The following is a 24171-nucleotide window of genomic DNA, read 5'->3' on the forward strand; positions in this document are numbered from 1 at the left end:
TAAACCAACAGGAGGTGACCTTCAGGACGTGACCCCCAGACGGAGGAGTGCGGGCTAGCCGATCGCGATGGCCCCCACGAGGACGCCGACCGCGAGCATGACGAGCGAGATGACCGCCGTCCGCCACAGGACCAGCTTGTGGTGGTCGCCGAGCTCGACCTTCGCGAGCGAGACGAGCAGCAGGATCGCCGGGACGAGCGGGCTCTGCAGGTGGAACGGCTGGCCGGCGATGGAGGCGCGGGCCATGTCCGCCGCACCGATCCCGTAGTGCGCTGCCGTCTCGGACAGGACGGGCAGGACGCCGAAGTAGAACGCGTCGTTGCTCATGAAGAACGTCATCGGGATGGACAGGATGCCCGTGATGACCGCCATGAACGGGCCTGCGTCCGCCGGGATGACCGAGACGAGCCAGTTGGACATCTCCGTCACGATCGTCGTCTCGCCGATCTTGCCGGTCAGCACGCCGGTGAGCACGGACGCAGCCATCACCATGGACACGACGGCGACGACGCTCGGCGCGTGGGCGATGAGCTGCGCGGCCTGGTCCTTCACGCGCGGGAAGTTGACCACGAGCGCGACGGCCGCGCCGACCATGAACACGTACGCGAGGGGCAGGACGTCCGCCACGAGCAGGACCATGATGGCCACCGTGAGGGCGAGGTTGAACCAGAACAGCTTGGGGCGCAGCGTCCTGCGGTGCGGGTCAAGCGCGGTGTCCGCCATGGCCGAGTCCATCTGGTCGACCAGCTCCGGCGCGTCGAGCAGCGCAACCCCGCCACCCGGCGTCGTGCGCGAGCCCTTCGGCGAGCCGAGGCCGCCGCTGTTCGAGGCGACGCCGGACGAGGCGCCGCCTGCAGCGCCCGCAGCGCCCGCAGTGCCCGCCTCCGGGCCCCACAGCTCGGGGCGCTCGACGGCGAGCCGCTTGCGCTCGCGCAGGCCGAGCCGCCATGCGAACAGCATGACGATCGCGAGGCCCGCGATGAGCGAGGGGACCATCGGGACGAAGACGTCGTTGACGTCGATCTTCAGCGCGGTCGCGGCGCGGGCGGTCGGGCCGCCCCAGGGCAGGATGTTCATCGTGCCGTTCGCGAGGCCCGCGACGCAGGTCAGCACCACCGGGCTCAGCCCCAGGCGCAGGTACACCGGCAGCATCGCCGCGGTGGTGAGGATGAACGTGGTCGAGCCGTCGCCGTCGAGCGAGACCGCCGCGGCGAGGATGGCCGTGCCGAGCACCACCTTCGCCGGGTCGTTGCCCAGCTTGCGGAGGATGAACTTCACGAGCGGGTCGAACAGGCCCACGTCGATCATGAGCCCGAAGTACACGATCGCGAACATGAGCAGGGCGGCCGTGGGGGCCATGGACTTCAGGGACGTCATGACCATCGGGCCGATCCCGAGCCCCGCGCCCGCGAACAGGCCGAAGATGGTCGGGACGATGATCAGCGCAAGCACCGGGGTGAGCTTCTTCGTCATGATGAGCGCCATGAACACGGCGATCATCGCGAAGCCGAGCACTACCAGCATCGGTGGCTCCTCTCTTGTGAACCGCATCACCGCGGTGTGATGCGCGCTACGAAAGTAGCTGGGCGGCAGGACGCGCCGCGGGTTTGCCGGCATTGGCTGATGTTCTGCTCATTCGACGGGTTCTGCGCATTCTGCTCACCGGGTGGAACCGGGCCTACGATGGGCAGATGCGCTTCTCGACCCGCACCCTCCTGCTGCAGGTCGGGGCGGTCGCGCTCGCCGTCGTACTTGCCGCGGGGGCCCACCTCTGGCTCGCCTACGAGCGCCTCTGGACCGAGGCGGAGCAGAACGCCCTCACCCTCGGCCGCACCCTCGCCTCCGACCCGGTGCTGCGGCGCACGACGGCGCAGATCGCCGCGGGTGCCGGCACTCCCCCGCCCGCGGAGCTCGCCTCGGGGCCGGTGATGGCTGCGGCGGAGTCGGCACGGGCCAGCACGGGTGCGCTGTTCGTCGTCGTGACCGACGAGGAGGGGCTGCGGCTGGCGCACCCCGACCCGGCGCGGCTCGGCGAGCGCGTGAGCACGCCCCCGGATGTGGCGCTGTCCGGGCGCGAGGAGACCACCAGGAACACCGGGACCCTCGGCCCCTCGGTGGGCGCAAAGGTGCCCGTCTACGCCCCGGCCGGCGCTCCCCAGGGCGAGGGCTCGGTGGTGGGCGAGGTGAGCGTCGGCTACGCGCGCTCGGGCGTGGCCGAGGGGCTCGGCGCCGATGCCATCGCCGTCGGGACCACCGCGGTGCTGGCCCTCGCGGCCGGCGTCGTCGCCTCGCTCGCGCTGCGGCGGCGGCTCGCGCGGCTCACTCTCGGGCTCGAGCCCGAGGACATCGGCACCCTCGTCCAGGACCAGGAGGCCGTGCTGCGCGGGATCGACGAGGGCGTGGTCGGCGTCGGGCGCGACGGCCGGGTCACCGTCGCGAACGACGCCGCGCGGCGCTTCCTCGGCGTCGACCTCACCGGGGAGCGGTGGGACTCGGCCTCGGTGCCGGCCGAGCTGCGCGAGCTGACGGCCGGCGGCGTTCCCGCGGAGGCCAGCGGAGGGACAGGGCGGCAGCTCGTCGTCGGCGAGCGGGTGCTGGTGGCCAGTGCGCGGCGCGTCGTGCACGCGCGGGAGGAACTCGGGTGGGTCGTCATGCTCCGCGACCGCACGGAGCTGCGCGGTCTCACCCGCCAGCTCGACGCGGTCGGCGCGCTCAGCGAGGCCCTGCGCGCCCAGCGGCACGAGTTCTCCAACCAGGTGCACACGGTGGCCGGGCTGCTGGACCTCGGCGAGGTGGCGGAGGCCCGCTCAGTGCTGGGGCGGCTGGGTGCGACCGGGCCCCTGAGCTTCCCGCTCGAGCAGGCCGAGCTGCTCGGCGACCCGAGCCTGCAGGCCTTCCTCGGGGCGAAGGGCATCGAGGCCTCGGAGCGCGGCGTCGTCCTGCGGCTCGGCGCAGAGACCCTCGTCCGCAATCCGGTGGCGGCCGCGCAGGACGTGACCACGGTGCTCGGCAACCTCGTCGACAACGCGGTGCGCGCCGCCGTCGCCGGCTCTCCGGATCCCGGCGGCGAGCGGTGGGTGGAGGTCGAACTGCTCGACGACGGCCCCACGCTTCACTTCGTCGTCGCCGACTCGGGTGACGGCCTCCGCGGGATCGAGCCGGAGCAGCTGTTCGAGCGGGGGTTCACGACGGCTCTGCCCGCGGCCGAACAGCCCGGCGGCCACGGCCTGGGCCTGCACCTGTCGCGTCAGCTGGCGCGCCGGCACGGCGGGGACGTGTGGGTCATCTCCCCCGGGCGCCCGGGCGGGCCGGGCGCCGTCTTCGGTGCCCGCATCGTGGGGCTGACGGACGAGGAGAAGGCGGACCGGGACTCGAGGCTCGGACGGGCCGATCCCAGGGGGAGGACGGGGAATGGCTGATCTGAGGGTGCTCATCGTCGACGACGACTTCCACGTCGCCCGGCTCCACGCCACGTGGGTCGACGCGGTGCCGGGCTTCGCGGCGCTGGCCCCGGTCGGGACGGCGGCGCTCGCGCTCCAGGCCGCCCACTCGCTGCGGCCCGACCTCGTGCTGCTCGACACCTACCTTCCGGACACGACCGGGCTCGAGCTCCTGCGCACGATCGACACGGACGCGATCATGCTCACGGCGGCCGCCGATCCGGAGTCCGTGCGGACGGCCCTGCGCCGCGGGGCGCTCGGGTACCTCATCAAGCCGTTCAGCGCCGACGACCTCGCCGCAGCCCTGCGCGGCTACGCCCGCTACCGGCGGGTGCTGGCGGGGACCGGCTCGCTCGACCAGGCTGGGGTCGACCGGGCCCGGCGCGCGCTGCTCGGGGGCGGGGACGCGCCGTCGTCGGCGGGTCCGAGCCGGTCCCGTTCAGCGACCGAGACCGCCGTGCTCGAGGCTCTCGCGCAGGCTCCAGGCTCCGCCCGGGCGCTCCTGTCCGCGGCCGAGGTCGCCGCCGTCGTCGGCGTCTCGCGGGCCACGGCGCAGCGGTACCTCGCGGCGCTCGCCGAGGACGGCGCGGTGGAGATCCAGCTCCGCTACGGCTCGACAGGGCGCCCCGAGCACCGCTACGGCCTCCCCGGCTGACCCGAGGTCACCCCGTGTGCCGCCGAGGTCACCCCGTGTGCCGCCCAGGTCACCCCGGAACCTAGATCAGAGCGGTTTGACGTACACGGGCAGCCAGATGTCAGTGCCCGGGATAGGCCAGTCGCGCTCGGGCGCGCGCTCGTAGCCCAGCCGCGGGTAGAGGGCGTTCGGCCCCTCCCAGCCCGCCCCTGTAGTAAGCACGACGGCGGTCGCGCCGGCGCGCCGGGCCCTCGCCTCGACCTCGCGCACCAACGCGCTCCCAGCCCCGCTGCGCTGGACTGCGGGGTCGACGACGAGGAGCCGGAACTCGAACTCGCCCTCCGTGGCGACCTGCTCGAAGCCGTCTCCGAACGCCATGACCGTGACGGAGGCGACGACCCTCCCGCCGCTTTCGGCCACGAGAACGGTGCCGCGCGCCGCCCGGTATGCGACGTCCGCCACCTGCCTCATGTACGGGTGCTCCGGGTCCTCGAAATACCCTGCTGCAAGATATGCCTCGGCGGCAATGCGGGCGATCTCGGGATAGTCCTCCGGAGTCGCCTCGCGAATGGCCAGGGACGCGGCGATCTCGCGTTTCGACGGGTCAGCCACTCCGGTCACTCGATCGGGAAGCGGCCGGAGAACTCGATGCTGCCCGCGCAGGTCCAGGCTGCGAGACGCTCTGCGTCGGAGGGGCCGCCGTCGAGAGGGCTGGTGAGCGCGGGCCGGCGCACCCAGCAGCCGGCCTCCTCGGCGATGAGGGCGCCTGCGGCGAAGTCGTGCTCGTTGAGGCCGCGCTCGCCGTACGCGTCGTGCGTGCCGTCAGCGACGAGGCAGAGGTCCAGCGCTGCCGACCCGAGCCGGCGCATGTCCCCGAAGCCGTCCATGAGGCCGGGCAGAAAGGCCGCCTGTTCTGCGCGGACACCGGGGTCGTAGCTGAACCCGGTCGCAAGGAGCGCGGACCCGGCGCCGGCGCGGCCCGCTGTGGGGCCTTCCAGCTGGCGCGGGGCGCCACGCCCGTCGGAGCGGAACGCTCCCCCGCCCCGCACGGCCCAGTACTCCCGGTCCAGAGCCGGCGCGCTCACGACGCCGGCGAGCCAGTGGCCCTCGGCATCGGCCACCGCGACGCTCGTGGCGTAGTAGACGATGTCCCGGATGAAGTTCGTGGTCCCGTCGAGCGGGTCGATCGACCAGCGGAAGCCGCTCGGATCCTCGACGGTTGTGGTCCCGTCCTCCTCGCCCGTGATGACGTCGCGGGGCCGTTCGGACGCGAGGACGTCCCTCACGGCCTTCTCCGCGGCCAAGTCGAAAGCGGTGACCCAGTCGCTGCCGGAGCTCTTCGTCTCCTGCTCGGCGTCACCCACGGCAAGGGTCCCCGCCTCGCGGCCGGACAGGACCGCCGCCCCGGCGGCAGCGGCGCGCCGGGCCGTCGCGAGCAGGCCCGCCAGTAGGTCCAGTGAGTACTGGGCGCTCACGGCGCTGCCTCCCCGTCCGTCTCCGGGTCCTCCTCGGCCTCGCCGATCCGGGCGGCGAGTTCCTCGCCCGTGGAGGCGCCGTCGTCGTCCGAGGGAGTCCCCGCCTCTGGTGCCGCTTCGCCCTCAGCCGCCGCAGCCTCCGCCTTCCCCGGGCCTTCGGCAAGGAGCTTGACGAAGCCCGCCTCGTCCAGAATCGGCAGCCCGAGCTGTTCGGCCTTGTCGAGCTTGGATCCCGCGCTCTCGCCGGCCACCACATAGTCGGTCTTCTTGGACACGCTGCCGGAGGCCTTGCCGCCGCGGATGATGATGGCCTCCTTGGCCTCGTCGCGGCTGAAGCCCTCCAGGCTTCCGGTCACGACGACGGTGAGCCCCTCGAGCGTGCGGGCTGCGGAAGCATGCTGCTCGTCGGCCATGGCCACGCCCGCGGCCTTCCAGCGGTCGACGATCTCCCGGTGCCAATCCTCGGCGAACCATTCGATGAGGGCGTCCGCGATGATCGGCCCGACCCCGTCGACCTCAGAGAGCTGCTCGCGGGCGTCCGGGGCCGCGAGCACCGCACGCAGGGCATCCATGGAGCCGTAGCGGGTTGCGAGTGCGCGCGACGCCGTCGGCCCCACGTGCCGGATGGACAGCGCCACGAGCACGCGCCACAGCGGCTGGGACTTGGCCTTCTCGAGCTCGCGGAAGAGCTTCTCGGTGTTGGCCGTGGGCTTCGACGGTGTCTTGGCCGTGGGCTTGGTGTAGAAGTACGGCACGAGCTCCCATTCCCCCGTGCCCGCCCCCTTCGCGCGCTTCTCGCGGCGGATCATGACGTCGCGGAGGTCCTCCGGGGCGAGGTCGAAGATGCCCGCCTCGTTCTCGAGCGGAGGAGTCTCGGGAGCAGCGGGCTGCGTCAGCGCAATCGCTGCCTCCCAGCCGAGCGCCTCGATGTCGAAGGCGCCGCGGCCTGCCAGGTGGAACACGCGCTCGCGCAGCTGGGCGGGGCAGGAGCGCGCGTTGGGGCACCGGACGTCCACTTCGCCTTCCTTGGACGGCGCCAAGGGCGTGCCGCAGAAGGGGCACTCGGAGGGCATCACGAAATCCCGGACCGGCGGATCCTGCTGCTCGCGGAGGGCGAGGACCGGCCCTACGATCTCCGGGATCACGTCGCCGGCCTTGCGCAGCACGACGACGTCGCCGATCTTGACGCCCTTGGCCTTCACGACGTCCTGATTGTGGAGGGTGGCCATCTCGACGGTCGAACCGGCGACCTTCACGGGGACCATGACGCCGTAGGGGGTGACCCTGCCCGTGCGACCCACGTTGACGCGGATGTCGAGGAGCTTGGTGTGCACCTCCTCCGGCGGGTACTTGAAGGCGACCGCCCAGCGCGGGACCCGCGAGGTGTGGCCGAGCGCGCGCTGTGTCGCGAAGTCGTCCGCCTTGACCACGATCCCGTCGATCTCGTGGATGAGGCTGTGGCGCTTGTCGCCGTAGCGCTCGATGAAGGCCAGCACCTCCTCATAGGTGTCGAGGACCTCGTAGTAGGGACTCGTGGGCAGGCCCCACGCCTTGAGGAGCTCGTACGTCTCGGCCTGGCTCGACGACGCGAGGCCCTCCCGGGCACCGATTCCGTGGACGAACATGCTCAGGGGCCGCTTGGCGGTCTCGGCCGGATCCTTCTGACGCAGCGAACCGGCGGCGGCGTTGCGGGGGTTGGCGAGCGGCGCCTTGCCCTCGGCGATGAGCGCCTCGTTGAACTCGTTGAACGCCTTGGTGGGAATGTAGACCTCGCCGCGGATCTCCACCTCGTCGGGGTGGCTGTTCCCGGCCAGACGCTGGGGGATGTCCTTGATAGTGAGGACGTTGTGGGTGACGTCCTCACCGGTGCGCCCGTCGCCGCGGGTCGCCGCGCGGACGAGCTCGCCCTTGCGGTAGAGGAGGTTGACGGCCAACCCGTCGATCTTCAGCTCGGTGAGCCATTTCGCGGGCGGAAGGCCGACGGCGGCAACGCTCGCCTCTGCGCGGCGGATCCACGCTTCGAGCTCGTCGATCGAGAAGACGTCCTCGAGGCTGTACATGCGTGCGAGGTGTCCGACGGGCGCGAACGCAGCTGTCGCTTCGCCTCCCACCTCCTGGGTTGGCGAGTCGTTCGAGACGAGTTCGGGGTGCAGGGCCTCGAACTCCTCCAGGCGCCGGTACAGGACGTCGTACTCGGCGTCGGAGATGAGCGGCGCGTCCTCGTTGTAGTACGCGGCGCGGTGCCTGCGCACCTCGTCCGAAAGGGCCTCGTACTCCTCCCTCAGGGACTCGGGCGGGACTACGGCCTCGTCGGAGACGGCTTGGCTCACGGATTCAGCGCTCACGGTGACTATCTTGCCCTAACCCTCCGACACTGTTCCCCGACGGGGACGGATGAGCGGCACTCCCCTTGCCTTGACGGCCCGGGACGCGGGAGGCGGCGCGGTCGCTTCGACGCGGCCGTCGCAGGCCTTCCATTCTTCGAAGATACCTTCTAATCTGTCTATATGTGGGAAGAAGAAAGGTTCGAGCAGAAGCTTCAGGGGTGGGAGGCTGCCGCCATGGTGTCCGAGCCCATCGGGGAAGCTCTGGAACCGCCAGGGTGGCTGGAGGCCGAGTGGGCGCTTCGGGACGTTTCGTACGGCTACGGCTCGGGCGCAGGCGCAGGACCTGCTCACGGTGCGGGAGCCGAACTGGCTCCTCGCGTCCTCGCGTCCTCGCTCCAGGAGGCAGCCGCCGACGACCTCGTGGATCATCTACTGCACCTCGAAAGACTCGAATCGGCGCGGATCGCCGAACGGGCGGCAACGATCACGGCGCTCATTCGAGCATGCGGGCCTGAGATTGACCCGGATTGGAGGGCCGACGCGGCATCGGTCGCGGCGTCCGAGATCTCGGCAGCCCTGAAGGTCTCCGCGAGGACGGCCAAGGGAATGGTGGCGGAGGCACAGGCGCTTACCGAGCCTGCTGCCAATGCAGTCCTTGAAGCTCTCGCCGATGGTCGCCTCTCACGGCGACGGGCAATGGCGGTCATGGATGCCGCCGTTCCGGTGCCGGCGGAGAAGCTGAGTGGATTCTTCGGGGCCGCCGTCGCGGCAGCCTGCCCCGAAGACCCCGACCGCGTGCCGAACCCGAGCGCCCTGCGGAGGAAGCTCAATCGTCTGGCAGAAGAGTACGCAGTCGAGCCCCTGTCAGCGCGCCGCGCCAAGGCGATCACGGAGCGGAGAGTGGACCTGGAGGCGGCCGCTGACGGCATGTGCTGGCTCACTGCCTATCTGCCTCTCGAGGTGGGAAGCGCCATCGACACATACCTGGAAGCGGTTGCACGCTCGCTCCAGTCGCCCGATGAGCACCGTACGCTCGCACAACTGCGCGCCGACGCCTTGGCAGACCTCGCCCTCGATTGCGGGGCGCCGGCATCGGACCGGGAGACCGTGCGTGGTCGCGCGGCGTCCGGCATCCGGTGTGAAGTGGTGGTGACGATCCCGGCGGCAACGCTCGCGGGCAGTGCGGACACGCCGGCTGAGATCGTCGGCTATGGCCCCCTCGACGCCGAGACGGCCCGGGCCCTCGCTGGAGGCAGCGACCTGGACGAAGCTCTGGGTGGACCCCTCGAATGGGGCACCGCTCGCCATCGGCCGGGCCCGGTACGCGCCGACCGCGGCGATGCGACGGTTCCTCGGCGCGCGGGACCGCACGTGCCGCTTTCCCGGGTGTGACCGACCGGCAGCGGCCACCGAGGCGGACCACGCGCACGAGTGGGCCGACGGCGGTGCGACCTCGACCGACAATCTCGCCCTCCTGTGCCGGGAGCACCACCGGCTCAAGTCCCTCGGCCACTGGACAGTGGCGCAGATCGGCGCCCGGCAGGACGATGCGGTCGCCCGGGGACGAGCGGCGATGGACGGCCCTGCGGGTCAGAGACCACAGCCGGGCACGCTCGAATGGACGTCCCCCTCGGGCCGGACCTACGTGACCTATCCGCACAACGACGAACCTCCGCCGTTCTGATGTCAGACGGCCAGGTCCTCGTATGCCGTCTGGACCTTGAGCGCCCTCCCCCGGGCCACGTAGTAGCCGCGGCCGGGGACGTACTTGGGATTGCGGATCCTGCCGAGCGACGTGCTGAGCAGCGAGTCCCCGTCCATCTCGGTCGGGTTGAGCAGGAGCCCTCGCCGACCGTTCTTGAACGGCTGGGACAGGCTCCACGCGGAGCCCCAGCCCGAGGTCTCGGACTCCCCGACGACCCACAGGCCCTCCCGGTCCATAGCGGTGACCAGCGACGAGAGCCCGGCCTCGGCCAGCGTCGAGTCGAACTCTGGCAGCCCTTCGACGAACAGGGCGAACTCGCGCACGCCCACGTCCAGCTGGAGCCCGTCTGCCGCGGCAGCGACCGCGTCCTCGCCGACATAGCTCGCGTCCCACAGCGGCAGCCCGGCGATCGGAGACTTCCGGGATCCGACGTACACGCGCCGCACCTCGGGCCGCGCCCGCCGCAGCGCCGCCGCGAGGGCCACCAATGCGGTCGTGCGTCCGGACCCCGGCGGCCCGCTGAGCATGAAGGCCCCGGACGGGTCGACGAAGAGCGGTTCGAGGGTCGAGTCCTCGAGTCCGAGCGCAACGCGGCCGCTGTCGAGCGGGAGGTCGGCGCCCACGACGACGTCGGGCAGGTTCCGGATGCCCGGCGCCTCCGCGACGCCCTGGCGCCGCATCGCCGTGGCAAGCCTGACCACCTCGCGCGCCTGGACCGCCACGTTGGCGTTCCCTCCCAGGACGGCGAGCTGGACTTCGAGGCCGTCGACGACGCCGCGGCCCGGAGGAGACTGGGGCGTCACGACATCCTTCGGCTGGCCGAACATCATGTAGTCGTCCTCGCCGGTCATGCGCAGGACGATGCGCTTCTGGACGCTCGCCGCGATCGAGGCCGGGATGGAGTTGGTGCGGTCGCCCGTCATGACGAGGTGAACCCCGACGGCGCGGCCATCCGACGCCAGCTGCGTCAGCACGTCGAACACGTCGTTGTCCGCCGAGTACTCGTAGAGCTCGCGGAACGCGCCCATGCCGTCGATCAGGACGATCATGCGTGCCTCGTCAGGACGGTCCGCGAGGCGCCTGTACTCGCCGATCGTGCCCGCGCGGGCGGCGGCATAGCGATCCGAACGCTCGTCGACCAGAGCGGCAAGGTGCCGCATGAGCCGCCCCACGCGCTCGGCGTCGTCCGCGTCGATCACCGCGCCGACGTGCGGCAGGTCGGCGAGCATGTGCAGGCCACGCGACCCGGCGTCGATCCCGTACACGTGGACGGGGCCGCCGCGCATCGTGACGGCGGAGGCGACCGCGATGGTCCGCAGGGCGGCCGACTTGCCGGCGCCGCCCGTGCCGTACAGGGCCATGTTGCCGTCGCGGTCAGGCTCGTAGGAGAACGTCGGCTGGCTCTGGTGGGCGGGATCGTCGACGACGCCCAGCAGGAGCCGCTCATCGGTGCGGGGGTTGGGGAGCTTAGCGAAGTCGTAGGTCTGCGGCAGCTCGGCCAGCCACGGCTTGCGGGGAACGTCGATCGCGAGGCGGTCCGCCGCCGTCGACACGGTGCGGACCATGCGGGCGATGTCGTTGGGACCCTCAGTCTCCGGGCCCCCGTCCGAGGGGTCGACCGGGGACTCCCAGGAGGCTCCCGTGCCGAAGTCCATCTCGGCGATGTCGATCCGTGGCTTCGCCGGCCGGTCTGTGGTCCACCCGGAGGCGTAGCCGGTCTGGAACCCCTGGACCCGGCCCGGCCCGGTCTTGGCCGCGCCGCGCCCCGGAATGGACGGGTCGAAGTAGGCGGCGGTCTTCTCGCCGAGGATGTCCTCGGAATCGGCCTCGTCCGCCATGCGCAGTGCGATGCGCAGGTTCGTGTTGGCCCTCAGGTTGTCCTTGATGACGCCGGCGGGCCGCTGCGTGGCGAGGATGAGGTGCAGGCCGAGGGACCGCCCGCGCGCCGCGACGTCCACGACGCCGTCCACGAATTCGGGCACCTCGGTTGCGAGCGCGGCGAACTCGTCGACGACGATCACGAGGTACGGAGGCGTGTCGGGGTCTCCTGCCCGCTCCATGGAGAGGAGGTCCTTGGCCTTCTTCCGGTTCAGCAGGTGCTCCCGGTAGTGCAGCTCGGCGCGCAGCGAGGTCAGCGCCCGGCGGACCAGGTGCGGGGACAGGTCGGTGACGAGGCCCACGGTGTGCGGGAGGTGGACGCAGTCCGCGAACGCGGCGCCGCCCTTGTAGTCGACGAACAGGAACGTGACCCGGTCTGGGCTGTAGGCGCTCGCCATGCCGAGGACCCACGACTGGAGGAACTCGGACTTGCCGGCGCCGGTCGTGCCGCCCACCAGCGCGTGCGGGCCGTCGTTCTTGAGGTCGAGGAAGAACGGCTCGACCCCTTTGGAGCCCACGAGCGCGCGGAGGCTCCCCTTCGCCTTCGGATTCGGCACGGCGGTCCCGCGCACCGAGTTGGACTGCCTCCAGCGCTCGGCGACCGTGCCGGCGTCGTCCGCGATGTCCTTCCCGGCGAGGGTGACGTAGGAGACGGACCGCGGGAGGTCGGAGTCGTCGTCCACCGGCTTGCCGACATCCACGACCGGCGTCATCATCCGGCCGAGCTGGACGGCGAGCGCCGCGTCCACGCTCTCGCAGCTCACGGGGTATGTGTGCCGGCCGAGGCGGACCTGGCCGCTCGTGGCCCCGTGCTCGCCGTCGACCACGATGAAGTCGCGGCAGCACTGCGGAAGCTGCTCGGCACCGGCCGCGACCCACACGACGTGGATGCCGACGTCGGGCCCCAGCTCGGCGATCCGCGTCAGACGGCCCCGGTCCACGGGAGCGTCGTCCTCGACGAGGACGACGACGGTCGGCACGATCGCCTCGGTCGTGCCGTCGTGCTCGTCCTTGACGGCGCCGCGCCGACCTCCCGCGGCGCGCAGGGCGGGCGACGACGACGGGTCGGCCCCGGCGCGCACGGCCAGGAGCTCCTCGAGCCGCATCAGCAGGAGGCTTCCCGCGGCCGACCCGGCCGCAAGATGGTCGCCGGCGAGGGGCGAGTGCGGGGACCCGACGTGCGGGAGCCACTGGAGCCAGGCCCAGCGCTCCTTCGACTCGTGCGAGGCAAGCCCCGCGATCGCGACCTCGGCGGGCGAGTGCAGCCCCGCGACCTGGAGCACGACGCCGCGCGCGACGTTCTCGACGAGGCCGCGCGGCCCCGCGATCCCGAGTCCGCCGCCCTGCCGCAGGCTCGCCATGATGGGCACGGCGTCGACGACGGCGAAGCGCTCGGCGGCCGCGTGCAGCCGCCGGGTGAACTCGGGCAGGGTCTGGCCCTCCTTGGGGACCGAGACCCGGACGCGGCTGGGAGCCGCGCCGAGCCCGAGCCGGACGGAGAGGAACGCTCGGTGCTCGGGGGCGTGGGTCCACAGCAGCGGACCGAGCCGGTAGACCGAGTCGACGGTCTCGGCCACGGAGGGCGCCTCCTGCAGGCGCACTGCCCGTTCGACGTCCTGCAGCTCGGTCATCTGCCGCGTGAACTCGACGAGCCGCTCCTCGAAGATGCGCGTCTCCTCGCGCAGCTCCTTCCTCGTCTGGCGCCGGAACTCGAGCCACATCCCGATGGCGAAGAGCGGCATCATCGCCATGAAGATGATCGACAGGACGCTCTGCAGGACCACGAACATGACGACGCCCATGACGATGGGCAGCATGATCATGACGACCGGGAACGGCTGGTCCTTGGGCCGCTGCGGTCCCTCCGGCAGCTCGCGCTCCTGCTGCGGGAAGCGGGGCACGACGCGCGGCGACCGGTTGAACGGAACCAGCGGAGACGTCTGGGACCGGCCCGCGCCGTGCCCCAGGCCGACCACCGAGACCGTCGTGTCCCCCAGCGTCACGGCGTCCGACGACGCGAGCACGGCCCGCGAGACGGTGTGCCCGTCCACGACGAGGCCGTTGGACGAGTTGAGGTCCGCGATCTCGATCGTCTCCCCGACCGTGATGCGGGCGTGGCGCTTGGAGGCCAGCGGGTCCGTCAGCGGCACGTCGGCGCCGTCACCCCGGCCGATGAGGCTGGCCCCGGTCGGGAGCGAGAACTCCTTGCCCGCGTCGGGCCCGCTGAGCACGCGCAGGGTCGCTGCGGCCGGCCCGCGGTCGATCCCACCGGCCGGGGAGTCCGGGTCGACGCGCGAGATCGACACCGTAGATCCCTGCCGCAGCCCCGACTCGAGCAGGTTCGCGGCCGGGTCAAGGATCCTTCCGGTCATGCCCCCAGCGAGCACCGACTCGTCCACACGCAGCGTGAGGCCCGAAAGCGCCCCCGCGCCGATGTGTCCCTCCTGGCGGCGCGCGGGGTCGGCGAGCCACAGCTCGCGTGCCACGTCGCCGACCGTGGCGAGGCCGTCCACGGTCACGGCGAGGTCCGCCGCGGCCTCGGGGTCCCGCCGCAGCGTGAGCCTGATCCGCACCTAGTCCCCCTCCGTCCCGTGCTGCGCGCGCCCCGCCTCGGCTTGGCTGTCCAGCAGTGCCAGATCGGCGGGCGTGACAAGGTGCGAGCTCACGGCGTGCTCCACGAGCCGCGCCCTGCGGTTGGTGGCGAGCTTCCCCCCGCCGGCGCGCAGGCCCACGACGCCGACCCGGTCGAGCTTGTCGCACACGTTGTCCAGCTTGCGGTTGAACTTCGTCAGCGCCCACCCGAGCCGCTTCGCAGCGGCAGCGGAGGTCGGGATGGAGCTCAGGCCCGTCCCGTCGCGCCGCAGCATCGGCTCGGCGAGCGCCACGATGACAGCCTTCTGCGAGTCGGTGAACGTGATGGGACCTATCGTGGTCTCGCCGATGTCGTCGCCGGCGTCCTCGGCAGGGCGCTGCCGGAACGCCGGGGTGCGCAGGTGCACGGAGAACTCATACGTGGTCGAGCCCGCCGTGAAGATCACGTTGGTGTGGCCGAACACGAGCGGGATGCGCGCCCCCGGCACGACCCATGCCTGCAGCCCGCCGCCCACGTCGGCGACCGTCGCGGACAGCAGCGACCCGACGTTGGCGAGCCACCAGATCCCGTCCACGCGGGAGATCTCGAGGAAACGGCGGTGGAGGTACGGGTTGTCGTCGACCTCGAGGTCGCCCTCCCGGCCGATGCTGAACACGTCCTCCGTGTCCGGGCGGAACAGTTCGCCGCAGAACTCCACGACAAGGTCGTGCGCGGCAGCCCCCGAGCCGCCGTCGGCATGTGCAGCGCCGTCGGTGTGTGCAGTGCCGTCGGTATGTGCAGTGTGGTCCATGTGCCTTTCGCTCCCCAGCTCGGCGTGTGGTTGTCCCGCGTCCCGTCTCAGCCGGGGACGCATGCGCTCGGCGCGCTCTCGTCCATCGCTCCGGCACTCCCGTCGCTGCGCCGCACGACGACGCGCACGCACGTCTGCCCCGGTTCCTTCGGGACGGTGACGCTCGGCTGCGTGACCGAGGTGGGCGGCTGCTGCCCCGTGACCCGCAGGACGGTGACCATGTACGCGTCGCCGGGCTTCGGATCGGGGTTCTTCCAGGTGAAGGTGACCCCGGAGGCCGCCGCCGTCCCCCTGAGGTCTGCCACGCTCGGCACGGCTCCCGAGTCGACCGCGTCGACCGGCGGGGCGCTGTGCGCCGTCTGGTTCGGGGCCGGCCGCGCCGCAAGGCCAGGGGCAAGCAGCACGCCCGCCACGACCGCCCCCACGAGGACTGTTCCCGAGGCGGCGGACGCGATGAGCGCACGACGCCGCCTCCTCGCCCCGGGTGCCCCGGGCGCCGCGGTCGTTCGCTGTGACCGCTGACCGGGTCGCCGCGGGGCCGCTTGGTCCTGGTCGCCGCGCAGCACCGTCGCGTCCCCGCGCAGCACCGTCGCATCCCCGCGGAGCACCGTGTCGCCAGCGCCCCGCTGCACCGAATCGTCTAGGGCACGCGCCGAGTCGTCCCGCCCGGGCGCCGCATCGCCCCGCGGCACGGTCGGGTCTGCGAGGCCGGTCCCTGCGCCGGCGCTGGGCGCGGTCTGGCCGTCCCCGGTGCCTGTGCCTGTGCCTGTGCCTGTGCCTGTGCCTGTGCCAGGCCGAGTTCGAAGGACGGTGGAATCCTCCGCGGGCGGGGGCGCCGCAGCCGCAGTCTCCGGGGCGCGCTGGGCCCCTGCCCGCGCGCGGGCGGTGCGGCCGGCGGCCGTGCCGACCGGGCGCCCGGCCTCGCCCGTGCCCTGCGGGCTGATGGACACGATGCCGCGCACCCGGGTCTGCTCGAAGGCGGAGTCCGGGTCATCGTCGTCCGTGGGTTCCTCGAGCACCTCGAACGGCGTCACGGAGAGGTTCAGCTCGCTCTGGATCCGCTGGAGCGCGAGCGCGAAGGTGTGGGCAGATGAGTAGCGGCCCTCGGGCGACTTGGACATCGCCGTGGACAGGACGAGCTCGAGGGACCCCGGCACGTCGGCCCGGCCGATCGGGGGCACCGGGGAGGAGTGGATGCGCTGAACGAGCGAGCGCTGCGAGTTGTCCCCGCCCGGGATGACGAACGGCGACCGTCCGGCGAGGAGCGTGTAGAGGGTGGCGCCGAGGGCCCACACGTCCAGGGCGACGCCGTCGACCGCGCCGCCGCGGAAGGACTCGGGAGGCGACCACGGGATCGACATGCCCATGTCGGAGTCACCGCCGCCCTCGACGGTGCCCGAGATGCCGAAGTCGGTCAGCGCCGGGCGGTTGTAGTCGGTGACCAGGATGTTGGCGGGCTTGATGTCCCGGTGGGCGATGCCGGCCCGGTGCGCGGTCTCGACGGCCGAGGAGACCTGGATGCCGATGGCGAGCACCTCGTCGACGCTGAGCGGCTCGCGGCGGTAGCGGATGTCGAGGCTGGGCCGGGAGCAGTACTCCATGGCGAGGTACGAATGTCCGTCGGCGGTGGTCTCGGCCTCGTAGATCGTCACGATGTACGGGTGCGAGGAGAGCTGGGCCATGAGGTTGGCCTCAGACTCGAACTGCCTGCGCGCGCTCTCGGTGCGCAGGTCCGAGACGAGGACCTTCACGGCGACCTTCCGGCGGGGCCGGTCCTGCTCGTACAGGAACACGTCCGAGAAGCCGCCCGAGCCGAGCAGGCTCAGGTAGCGGAAGCCCGGCAGCTGCGGCGGCGGCGCGGGCGGCCGTTTCGAGCTCACGGCACGGCCTCGAAGCGCAGGGTGACGCCGTCGCCGAGATCGGCGATGTCGCCATCGAGCACGATCATCATCTCCCCCTGGGCGAGCCGCCGCGGCGCCTGCCCGGGCCGCTCCAGGACGGTCCCGTTGGTTGCCTTGAGGTCCCGCACCATGACGTGCCACCCCTCGAGGCGCACCTCGAGGTGGTTGCGCGAGATGTCGCCGGACGGGCTCGTGACCGATACCAGCCGAGGCATGCCCCCGCTCGCCACCCGCGAGACGGACGGCTGCCGCCCGACCACGAGCGGCTGGCTCAGCTCGACCACCTCGCCGTCCGAGAAGCGGACCCTGCCCAGGGCCGGGCGCGGCAGCTGCTCGGGCTCCCCCGAGATCGGATCGCCGCACGCGGCGCACTGGGCGTACGACGGCGGGTTCGCGTGCCCCTGCGGGCAGCGGCGCCCGACGACGAGCGGTCCCGGCGTGCGCCTCCCCTCGGACGACGCCGGCGGGGCCGCCTCGCCCGCCGGCCGACCCTGGGACTCGGGGGGGACCGTGAGATCCAACGCGTCGACGTCGCTGCGCATGACCGTCTCGCCGTCATGGTCGCCGAACAGCTCGGAGGTGATGGAGCGCTCTGGAGCGGCGGGTCGCTCGGGGGTGGTGGAGCGCTCGGGGGTGGCGTGGTGCTCGGGGGTGGCGTGGTGCTCGGGCCGGTCGGAAGTGGGGCCCCACGGCACCGAGTCGATGAGCGACGGTGGAGTCCAGGGCGCGGGCTCGGGGTCGGCAATGGGTTCAGGCTCAGCAACAGGCTCGGGTTCGGGCGTGCCAGCGGTAGGCGTGACAGCAGGTGCCACCGTGTCCGGGCCCAGGTCGACGTCGTCTCCGACGTCATTGTCGGGGACGCCGTCGGCGTCCTCGGAACGGACGGCCGCGTCCTCGACCGAACGGAGGACCGTGCTTCCCCACAGGTGGTCGTAGCCGGAGGTGGTGGTCGGGAGCTCCTCATCGGGGACCGCGGAGGGTGCCTCCGCCGCATCGGAGGCCTCCCGCATCTGGGATGCCTCCGCCGCATCGCCGGCTACCGTCGCATCGGGGGCCACGGTGGCTTCGGGAGCCAGTGTGGCGTCGGGCGCCGGAGCGTCGGGTGCCACGGCGTCAGGTACCAGGGCTTCGGCGACGCTCGCCGCGTCAGGGGCCGCAGGCACGGGCTCCTGTGCACCGGCCGAGACGACGACGGCGTCCGCTCCCACGGCACCGCCCAGGAGAGGGAGCTTCCGTCCCTCGGCGCCGTCCTGCGAGGCCGCGCCCAGCAGCTCGACCGCCGACCACGACGCGAACGCCCGCTCGATCCACGTCCCCACCTCGGCGCCGCTGACGCGTTCAGCGCCGGTCGGCGTCGTGACCGTGGCCCGGACGTCACCGCGGACGAGCAGCCGGAGCCGGTCCCCGTGCTCGGCGATGCCGAAGGACGGGAGCCGCCCCACGCCGAACTCCGCCGTCAGCGAGTCGAGGACGGAGTAGAGGTCTGCGCCCTCCGACGCGACCGTCTGCCAGAGCCGCCCGAGGATGGCGTCCGGGAGCGTGGCGGGGACTAGGACGGTGAGGGACCCGCGCACGAGGAGCACGGCGTCGTGCCCAGGCCTGTACTCGCGATGGCCGCCGTGCTCACGCGCCGTCATCGGTCACCCCCTCCTCAGGCCCCCGCTCGGCTGTGGGCCCCGGGTGGGCGGCCTGCCCGGTGCCGTCCGCGTCGCGGTCCCGCGTGTCCTGCCCGGGGGCCAGCCGCGGTGCCGTCTCCGGCAGGCCGAGCTCGCTGGCGGTGTCTCGGGCGTCCACCACGATGACGGTGACGTTGTCGCGTCCGCCGGCCTTGATCGCGGCGTCGATGAGGGCTTCGACCGCGTCCTGAGGGTGCTGGCGGGTCATGAGGACGCAGTGGATCTCCCCGTCGCGGAGCTCACTGGTGAGTCCGTCCGAGCAGATGAGGAGCCGGTCTCCATCCTCGACGGGCAGCAGCCAGAAGTCCGCCTCGGCGTCCTCCCCGGTGCCGAGCGCCCGCGTGACGACATGCCGCCGCGGGTGGACCAGCGCCTCCTCCGGGGTGATCTCGCCGGCGTCGACGAGTTCGCGGACCTCGGAGTGGTCCACGCTGATCTGGTCGAGCTGGCCCTGGGCCGAGAGCCGGTACGTGCGGGAGTCGCCCACGTTCGCCACGAGCCAGTAGGGGACCGAGGAGATCTCGATCAGCACCGCCCCGGTGAGCGTCGTGCCCGCCCGGGCCCCCGTCGCTTCACGGATGCGCCAATCGGCGCGCTCGATGATCTGCTGGATGTCCTGGGCGGAGGCGCGGTGCGTCCCCGGCTCGAGCTCGGGTGCCTCCCGGAGGGTGTCGACAGCGAGCTGGCTCGCGACCTCGCCCGCCTCGTGGCCGCCCATCCCGTCCGCGACCATGAACACGGGGTCCTGGGCCAGGAACGAATCCTCGTTGAGCTCCCGGCGCAGGCCCCGGTCGGTGCCGAATCCCACGGTGAGTGTCAGCCGGGGCTCCAGCTCGGGCGAATGTCCCTCGGTCACGCGCGGCTCCTGCCCACAGAGAAGAAGTAGTCGCCGAAATGCACGACGTCCCCGGCCTCGACCTCCACTGGCTGACCGGCCGGGGCCGGCGACGAGCCGCCGTCACCCCGCACGATGCGCGTCCCGTTCGTCGACCTGCGATCCTGCACCCAGACCCTGCTCCCGTCGCTCCATACCGCCAGATGCGTCTTGGAGACGCTCTTCCCCGGGTCGTCCACCGCGAGGAGTTCCTGGACCGTCTCTTCCTCGTACCCTGCCGGGTTGCGGCCCACCAGCACCGGCCCGCGCAGCGCGACGCGCCGCCCGTCACTGAAGCTCAGCACGACCTCGTCCGCGGCGCCGGCCCGCTCCCCAACAGCCCGGGAGAACCGCGTCTGTCCCACCGCGGCGTCGGGGTGCACCGCGGCGTCGGGTTGCAGGGCGGCGGAGGGCTGGCGGTCGGGGCGGGGCACGGACGACGGCGGGCTGGTCACCGGGGCCGCGCTGGTCACGGGGGCCGGGCTGCGCACCGGCATGGGCGAGGCCACCTCCTGCACGGCGGGGAGCTCGGGCCGCGGCGCGAACGAGGCGGGTCCATTGATGCCGCCGGTCGTGAGGGGGTCCCGCCCTGCCCGGACGTCGAACACGAAGGTGCGCGCGGCCTTGTCGTGCCAGCCCTGGCGCTTGCTGTTCGGGTCGAACGCGTTGGAGATGAGGGCGAGCACGACCCCGACGAACGGGATGAGGCAGATGAGCCCGAAGACGAGGTTCCGGACGAACACCGCACCCCAGCCCGGGGCGAACCCCTCGAGGCTGCTCGTGCGCAGGCCGAGCATCGCCTGGCCGGGGGTCTTCCCCGTCTTGGCCTCCCAGGCCCAGCAGAACACCCAGAGGGCGAGCCCGAGCACGCCGCCCACCACGTACCAGACGGTGGCGGCGAGCAGGGCCTGCTGGTCGGCGCTCGTCGGGTAGCGGCTGCCGGACAGGCTCAGGAGCGACGCGGCCCCGAGCGCGAACGGGACGAGCTGCAGGAGCCACGCGATCCCGAGGTCGATGAGCTTCGCGCCCGCCCGTTTGCCGGTCGACGCATTGGCCAGCTCAAGATTCACCACGGTCCCCACCATCCCCTCACGTCCGTGCCCCTCGCGTCCCGGCCGCTCGTGCGTCGGCACTCCCGGGACCGGGCCAGCTGCGTGCCGGCGTGGAGCCGGGGTACCGCAGGTGGGGCAGTAGAGCGCCCCCCGCCGGACCATACTGCCACAGGCGGCGCACACGTCAGCGCTCACGGCGTCCCCCTCGTCGTGCCGCGCGGTCCGCGTCGCCGCGCCAGTGCCACGGCACGCCGGGCCGCGAGGAACACGCTGGCCTCGGCCACGAGCGACCGCGGCGAGTACTTGGCGCGCTGGCGGCGCCAGAAGCCCACCGAGCCGTGCATCCTCTCGAGCGAGCCGTCGACGTCGGCCCAGTACGCCTCGATCTCGGCCTCGCTCGGGTTTCCTGCCCCGAACACGGCGGCGTCCGCGCGGTGGGCGAGCGCCGTCGTCGTGCGTGCGGTGTCCGGGAACGCCTCCCCGAGGGCGACGGCGGTCTCCCGCCGCGTGCTGCGGGTGTCGAGGCTCGCGCCGAGGTCCGTCGCGGCGTCGGTGACCTCGCTCCAGCCGCCGCTCACGCGGTCCGCCGCGCGCTCGGCACCGAGGCGCCTGCGGCGCCGGCGCAGCTTGAGCCACGCGATGAGCAGCAGCGGGAGCGCCAGCACGGCGACCGGGATGAGGCCGATGCCGATCACGGCGAGGATCGGGCCCAGGAGGAGCCAGAGGTCGTTCTTCTTCTCCTCGTCGTCCAGCACATCCGGGCGCGAGTCCGGCGGCAGCTCCACCGGGGCCTGGGGCGGGGGCGGGGGCTGGAGGACCTGGGGGCGCGGCTTCGACTGCGCCTGCGGGTCCGGCGGGATGGGGACGTTGTCCTTGGGCGGCGTCGGGTCGAAAGCAACCCACCCGTACCCGGCGAAGGCCACTTCGACCCAGGCATGGACGTCCTTGCCCTTGATCTCGAGCCTCGCGCCCGCGGGCTGCGGCTGCTCGGGGTAGAAGCCCATGACGACCCGGGCGGGAATGCCCAGTTCGCGGGCCATGAGCGCCATGGTCACCGCGTACTGCTCGTCGTCGCCGACCATCTGCTTGGCGGTGAGCATCGTCCGGAGCCTGCCGGCGCCGTGGCCGGACAGGCTCGGCACCTGCCCCTCGGCGATGAGGCCGTTGCTGAAGGCGCCGAACTTCTGGAAGTAGGACTCGAGGGTGCGCACCCGCTCGATCGGCGTCTGGCTGTCGGCGAGGATGTCCCCGGCCTTCGCCTGGAGCACCTGCGGCACGCCGTCGACCGTGGGCAGGGTCGTCTTGGCGAACTCGGCCTGCGCGAGCTGGGCGTCGTCGGGGCGCTTCGGCTCCTCGACCTGGACCGTGTAGCGGTCGCCGTCGGCGAGGCCCGCCGTGGTGATCGCGGTGTCGGTGAGCGGGTTGAAGTAGAGCCCCTCCCCCGCGGCGCTGTCCGGGTCCGCGAAGGCGATGCCCGTCGTCGTGCGCCCGCTGGGGAGGAAGTAGCCGCGGTAGCCGCCCACGGTGACGTCGAGCGCGTAGCGGGTGCTGGCGGTGCCGGACGCGTCGGCGGCGGCGATCGACGCCGCGTCCCCTACCTTGGCGAAACTGCCCGACCCGCTCTGGTCGACGTTGGCGACGGTGCCGTCGTAGGAATCGAGCGCGGCAAGGCGCACGCGGCCGCCCTCGGGCAGGCCCGCGACCGTGAAGAGCGTCGTGTCGCGCTGGTCCTTCACGAGGCTGCGGAAGCCCGCGAGCGGGCTGATGTAGCTGCGCGGGTCGAAGGGGGGCACGACCCGGTCGCGGAGCACGTCGCGCTGGGCGCCGGCCGTCAGCGCAGGCGCTGCGAGGAGGCTCAGCGCCGCAGCCGCGGCGACCATGGCCGCGCCGAGTCCTGCCCGGCGGAGCCGGCTTGCCCTCGCCGATCCCGCGTCCGGCACAGTCGTCTCGCCGGAGACCACGTGGGTGGTCCGGCCCCGCTCTGCGTGCCGGCGGAAGGACGCCCAGATGACGCCGACGACGGCGAACGCGACGCCGCGCGGGAGGGCGAGGAACGCCTCGTTGGTGCCGAACGCGATGCCGACGGCGAACAGGGCCGCGAGCGGGAGCAGGGGCCAGTACGGACGGCGCACGCGCCACGCGGTGAGGCCCGCGGCCAGAGCGCATGCGAAGGCGCTCAGGTAGGGGACCACGAGCATGCCAGCACCCGTCCCGAGAGGGGCAGCGACGGTGAGGTTGTCCTTCCACGACACGACGATCCCGAGCAGGAGCGTCCGCAGCGAGGCGAGGGTGGGCACGACGCCGGCCGCGGACTCGTCGGGGGTCGCGACGAGGCTGCCGACGAGGAGGTAGGCGAGGAAGGCCGCGGCCACGGTGACGAGGACGCCGAGCCGGAGCCGCGCCGAGGCGAAGGCGACGCCGAGGCCCAGGACGGCCCCGGCCAGGCCCGCGAGCAGGTAGTGGAGGTCGCCGCCGTACGCGAGGTGGAACCCCGCGATGGCGAGCCCCACGAGGACGAGGATCGCCGCAGCGTCGACCGCCTGGCGGAGGCCCGCCCGCTCGGCTCTCATGCGGCGGCCTTCCGCAGCACGGGGGCGAGCTCGTCCAGGGCCCCGACGGTGAGGACGTCCAGGTCGGCGATGCTCGCACGGGCAGGGGCCGCGCCGGTGTGGCAGCGGATCGCGAAGGTCCGGATCCCCGGCGGGATCGCAGCGGCGGCCGCACGGAGCTGCGTGGGGGTCACGTGCGCACCGACCACGAGGAACACGACGGAGGCGTTCGGCACGGCGTCCGCGGCCATGCGGGCGGCATCGACCGCGGTGGTCCGCATCGCAGCGGCCTGGAGGCGGGTCAGGTCGTCGAGGAACCGGCGGGGGCTGCCGGTGCGGAGGGGGCCGCGCTGCGTCAGGGCGCTGAGCTCGCGCTGCTCGGCGAGGGCCTGCCGCCCGATCGACCCGGCGACGGAGACGGCGAGCTCGAAGTCGTCGTCGTGCTCGTACTCGCCGAGGTTCGCCGAGAGGCACACGGCGAGGTGGGCCCTGCGGGTCTCCTCGAACTGGCGGACCATGAGCGTGCCGGTGCGGGCGGTGGTCTTCCAGTGGATGTGACGGCGGTCGTCTCCGGGCACGTACTCGCGCAGGGCGTGGAAGGACACGTCGGAGCTCGCGAGCTCGTTCGTGGGCATGCCCTCGAGGTCCCGGATGAAGCCCGCGGCGGAGGTCCCCAGCACTGCCGTGCGGGGGTGGACGTAGAGGTCCTGCGGGTCGGTCCAGGTGACCTGCCGGCGCAGGAGGCCCAGCGGATCGGCCCGCACCGAGCGCACCGGCCCGACGACGATCACGGCCCGCCGCTGCGTGGGGATGGTGAACAGCTCCTCGTGCGGGACGCCCGGACGCATGCGCGGGAGGTGGAACAGCGCCGTGACGGGGCCGACGGGGAGCTCGAGGAGCGAGGGCAGGACGGGCCGCTGGGCGGTGTTGACCACCTCGATGCTGCCGACGGCGTGGTCCCCGACCGCCACGCGGGTGCGGGCGAGGTCGAGCGAGACGGCGTAGGTGCTGCGGCCGAGGACGAACGGCACCGAGACGAGGAACAGCGCGACGCCCAGCAGCGCGGCTGCGGTCGCCTCCTGCCATCCCCAGACTGCGCCGGCGACGGCGAGCGCCGCGGTGGCGGCGGCGACGAGCCCGCCGAGCGGGCTCACGGTCGACGCGACCGGGTCGACGCGCCTGCGGTACAGCGCAGCGGCGCGGGCAACCCAGGGCGCCGCGGCGAGCGCGACGAGCTCCCCTGCCTCGCGCAGGGGGCGGAGCCGGATCCGCACGGC

General features: G+C 72.7%; 16 protein-coding genes. 4 read left to right on the top strand and 12 right to left on the bottom strand.

Translation table 11 applies throughout. From position 1 onward, the window contains the following. Positions 1-54: 54 nt before the first annotated feature. Positions 55-1524: a CitMHS family transporter gene (locus ACQ5BE_RS05650; RefSeq protein WP_430295984.1), complete on the bottom strand. Its 1470-nt coding sequence runs from the start codon at positions 1522-1524 to the stop codon at positions 55-57. A 167-nt stretch (positions 1525-1691) separates the two neighbouring features. Between ACQ5BE_RS05650 and ACQ5BE_RS05655 the strand changes: the two genes are divergently transcribed. Both ACQ5BE_RS05655 and ACQ5BE_RS05660 read left to right on the top strand, forming a co-directional pair. Continuing rightward, positions 1692-3419 carry an ATP-binding protein gene (locus ACQ5BE_RS05655; RefSeq protein ID WP_430295985.1) on the top strand — a complete coding sequence of 576 codons (1728 nt, stop codon included), beginning with the start codon at positions 1692-1694 and terminating at the stop codon, positions 3417-3419. After that, positions 3412-4095 carry a response regulator gene (locus tag ACQ5BE_RS05660; RefSeq protein ID WP_430295987.1) on the top strand — a complete coding sequence of 228 codons (684 nt, stop codon included), beginning with the start codon at positions 3412-3414 and terminating at the stop codon, positions 4093-4095. Before ACQ5BE_RS05655 ends, ACQ5BE_RS05660 begins: the two co-directional genes overlap by 8 nt. Before the next feature lie 66 nt (positions 4096-4161). Here ACQ5BE_RS05660 and ACQ5BE_RS05665 read toward each other — a convergent pair whose 3' ends face one another. Genes ACQ5BE_RS05665 through ligA form a run of 3 tightly spaced genes read right to left on the bottom strand, consistent with a single transcriptional unit; the run spans position 4162 to position 7894 of the window. Further along, positions 4162-4686 carry a GNAT family N-acetyltransferase gene (locus ACQ5BE_RS05665; RefSeq protein ID WP_430295988.1) on the bottom strand — a complete coding sequence of 175 codons (525 nt, stop codon included), beginning with the start codon at positions 4684-4686 and terminating at the stop codon, positions 4162-4164. Between the two features lie 5 nt (positions 4687-4691). Next, positions 4692-5549, bottom strand: a complete 858-nt coding sequence (locus tag ACQ5BE_RS05670) for an inositol monophosphatase family protein (RefSeq protein ID WP_430295989.1) — start codon at positions 5547-5549, stop codon at positions 4692-4694. Continuing rightward, a complete protein-coding gene (gene ligA / locus ACQ5BE_RS05675) occupies positions 5546-7894 on the bottom strand; it encodes an NAD-dependent DNA ligase LigA (protein WP_430295990.1) in 2349 nt (782 codons plus the stop codon). The genes ACQ5BE_RS05670 and ligA overlap by 4 nt, the downstream gene beginning before the upstream one ends. A 162-nt stretch (positions 7895-8056) precedes the next feature. On the opposite strand from ligA, the gene ACQ5BE_RS05680 reads away from it, so the two are divergent. Together ACQ5BE_RS05680 and ACQ5BE_RS05685 are read left to right on the top strand one after the other, a co-directional pair. Next, on the top strand, positions 8057-9268 hold the full coding sequence (locus ACQ5BE_RS05680) for a DUF222 domain-containing protein (protein ID WP_430295991.1): 1212 nt from the start codon (positions 8057-8059) through the stop codon (positions 9266-9268). Beyond that, positions 9216-9560: an HNH endonuclease signature motif containing protein gene (locus ACQ5BE_RS05685; RefSeq protein WP_430295992.1), complete on the top strand. Its 345-nt coding sequence runs from the start codon at positions 9216-9218 to the stop codon at positions 9558-9560. The genes ACQ5BE_RS05680 and ACQ5BE_RS05685 overlap by 53 nt, the downstream gene beginning before the upstream one ends. Before the next feature lie 2 nt (positions 9561-9562). Here ACQ5BE_RS05685 and ACQ5BE_RS05690 read toward each other — a convergent pair whose 3' ends face one another. From ACQ5BE_RS05690 to ACQ5BE_RS05725, 8 genes are all read right to left on the bottom strand, one after another. After that, positions 9563-14032, bottom strand: coding sequence for an FtsK/SpoIIIE domain-containing protein (locus ACQ5BE_RS05690; protein ID WP_430295994.1), 4470 nt, complete (start codon positions 14030-14032; stop codon positions 9563-9565). Continuing rightward, positions 14033-14842 (bottom strand): hypothetical protein, encoded by an 810-nt coding sequence (locus tag ACQ5BE_RS05695; protein WP_430295995.1) that lies wholly within the window; start codon positions 14840-14842, stop codon positions 14033-14035. It lies immediately after the preceding gene. A 47-nt stretch (positions 14843-14889) separates the two neighbouring features. After that, positions 14890-16722 (bottom strand): serine/threonine-protein kinase, encoded by a 1833-nt coding sequence (locus ACQ5BE_RS05700; RefSeq protein WP_430295996.1) that lies wholly within the window; start codon positions 16720-16722, stop codon positions 14890-14892. Then, on the bottom strand, positions 16719-18380 hold the full coding sequence (locus ACQ5BE_RS05705; RefSeq protein WP_430295997.1) for an FHA domain-containing protein: 1662 nt from the start codon (positions 18378-18380) through the stop codon (positions 16719-16721). Before ACQ5BE_RS05705 ends, ACQ5BE_RS05700 begins: the two co-directional genes overlap by 4 nt. Next, complete coding sequence (locus ACQ5BE_RS05710) at positions 18367-19275, bottom strand: PP2C family protein-serine/threonine phosphatase (RefSeq protein ID WP_430295998.1); 909 nt, start codon at positions 19273-19275, stop codon at positions 18367-18369. The genes ACQ5BE_RS05705 and ACQ5BE_RS05710 overlap by 14 nt, the downstream gene beginning before the upstream one ends. After that, on the bottom strand, positions 19272-20366 hold the full coding sequence (locus ACQ5BE_RS05715; RefSeq protein ID WP_430295999.1) for an RDD family protein: 1095 nt from the start codon (positions 20364-20366) through the stop codon (positions 19272-19274). Before ACQ5BE_RS05715 ends, ACQ5BE_RS05710 begins: the two co-directional genes overlap by 4 nt. 170 nt (positions 20367-20536) lie before the next feature. Further along, the gene (locus ACQ5BE_RS05720; RefSeq protein ID WP_430296000.1) at positions 20537-22915 is read right to left on the bottom strand and encodes a transglutaminaseTgpA domain-containing protein; all 2379 of its coding nucleotides are present in this window, start codon (positions 22913-22915) and stop codon (positions 20537-20539) included. Further along, complete coding sequence (locus ACQ5BE_RS05725; protein ID WP_430296001.1) at positions 22912-24168, bottom strand: DUF58 domain-containing protein; 1257 nt, start codon at positions 24166-24168, stop codon at positions 22912-22914. Before ACQ5BE_RS05725 ends, ACQ5BE_RS05720 begins: the two co-directional genes overlap by 4 nt. Positions 24169-24171 lie beyond the last annotated feature (3 nt).

The organism is Sinomonas sp. B1-1 (assembly GCF_050474465.1).
Lineage (GTDB): Bacteria > Actinomycetota > Actinomycetes > Actinomycetales > Micrococcaceae > Sinomonas > Sinomonas flava.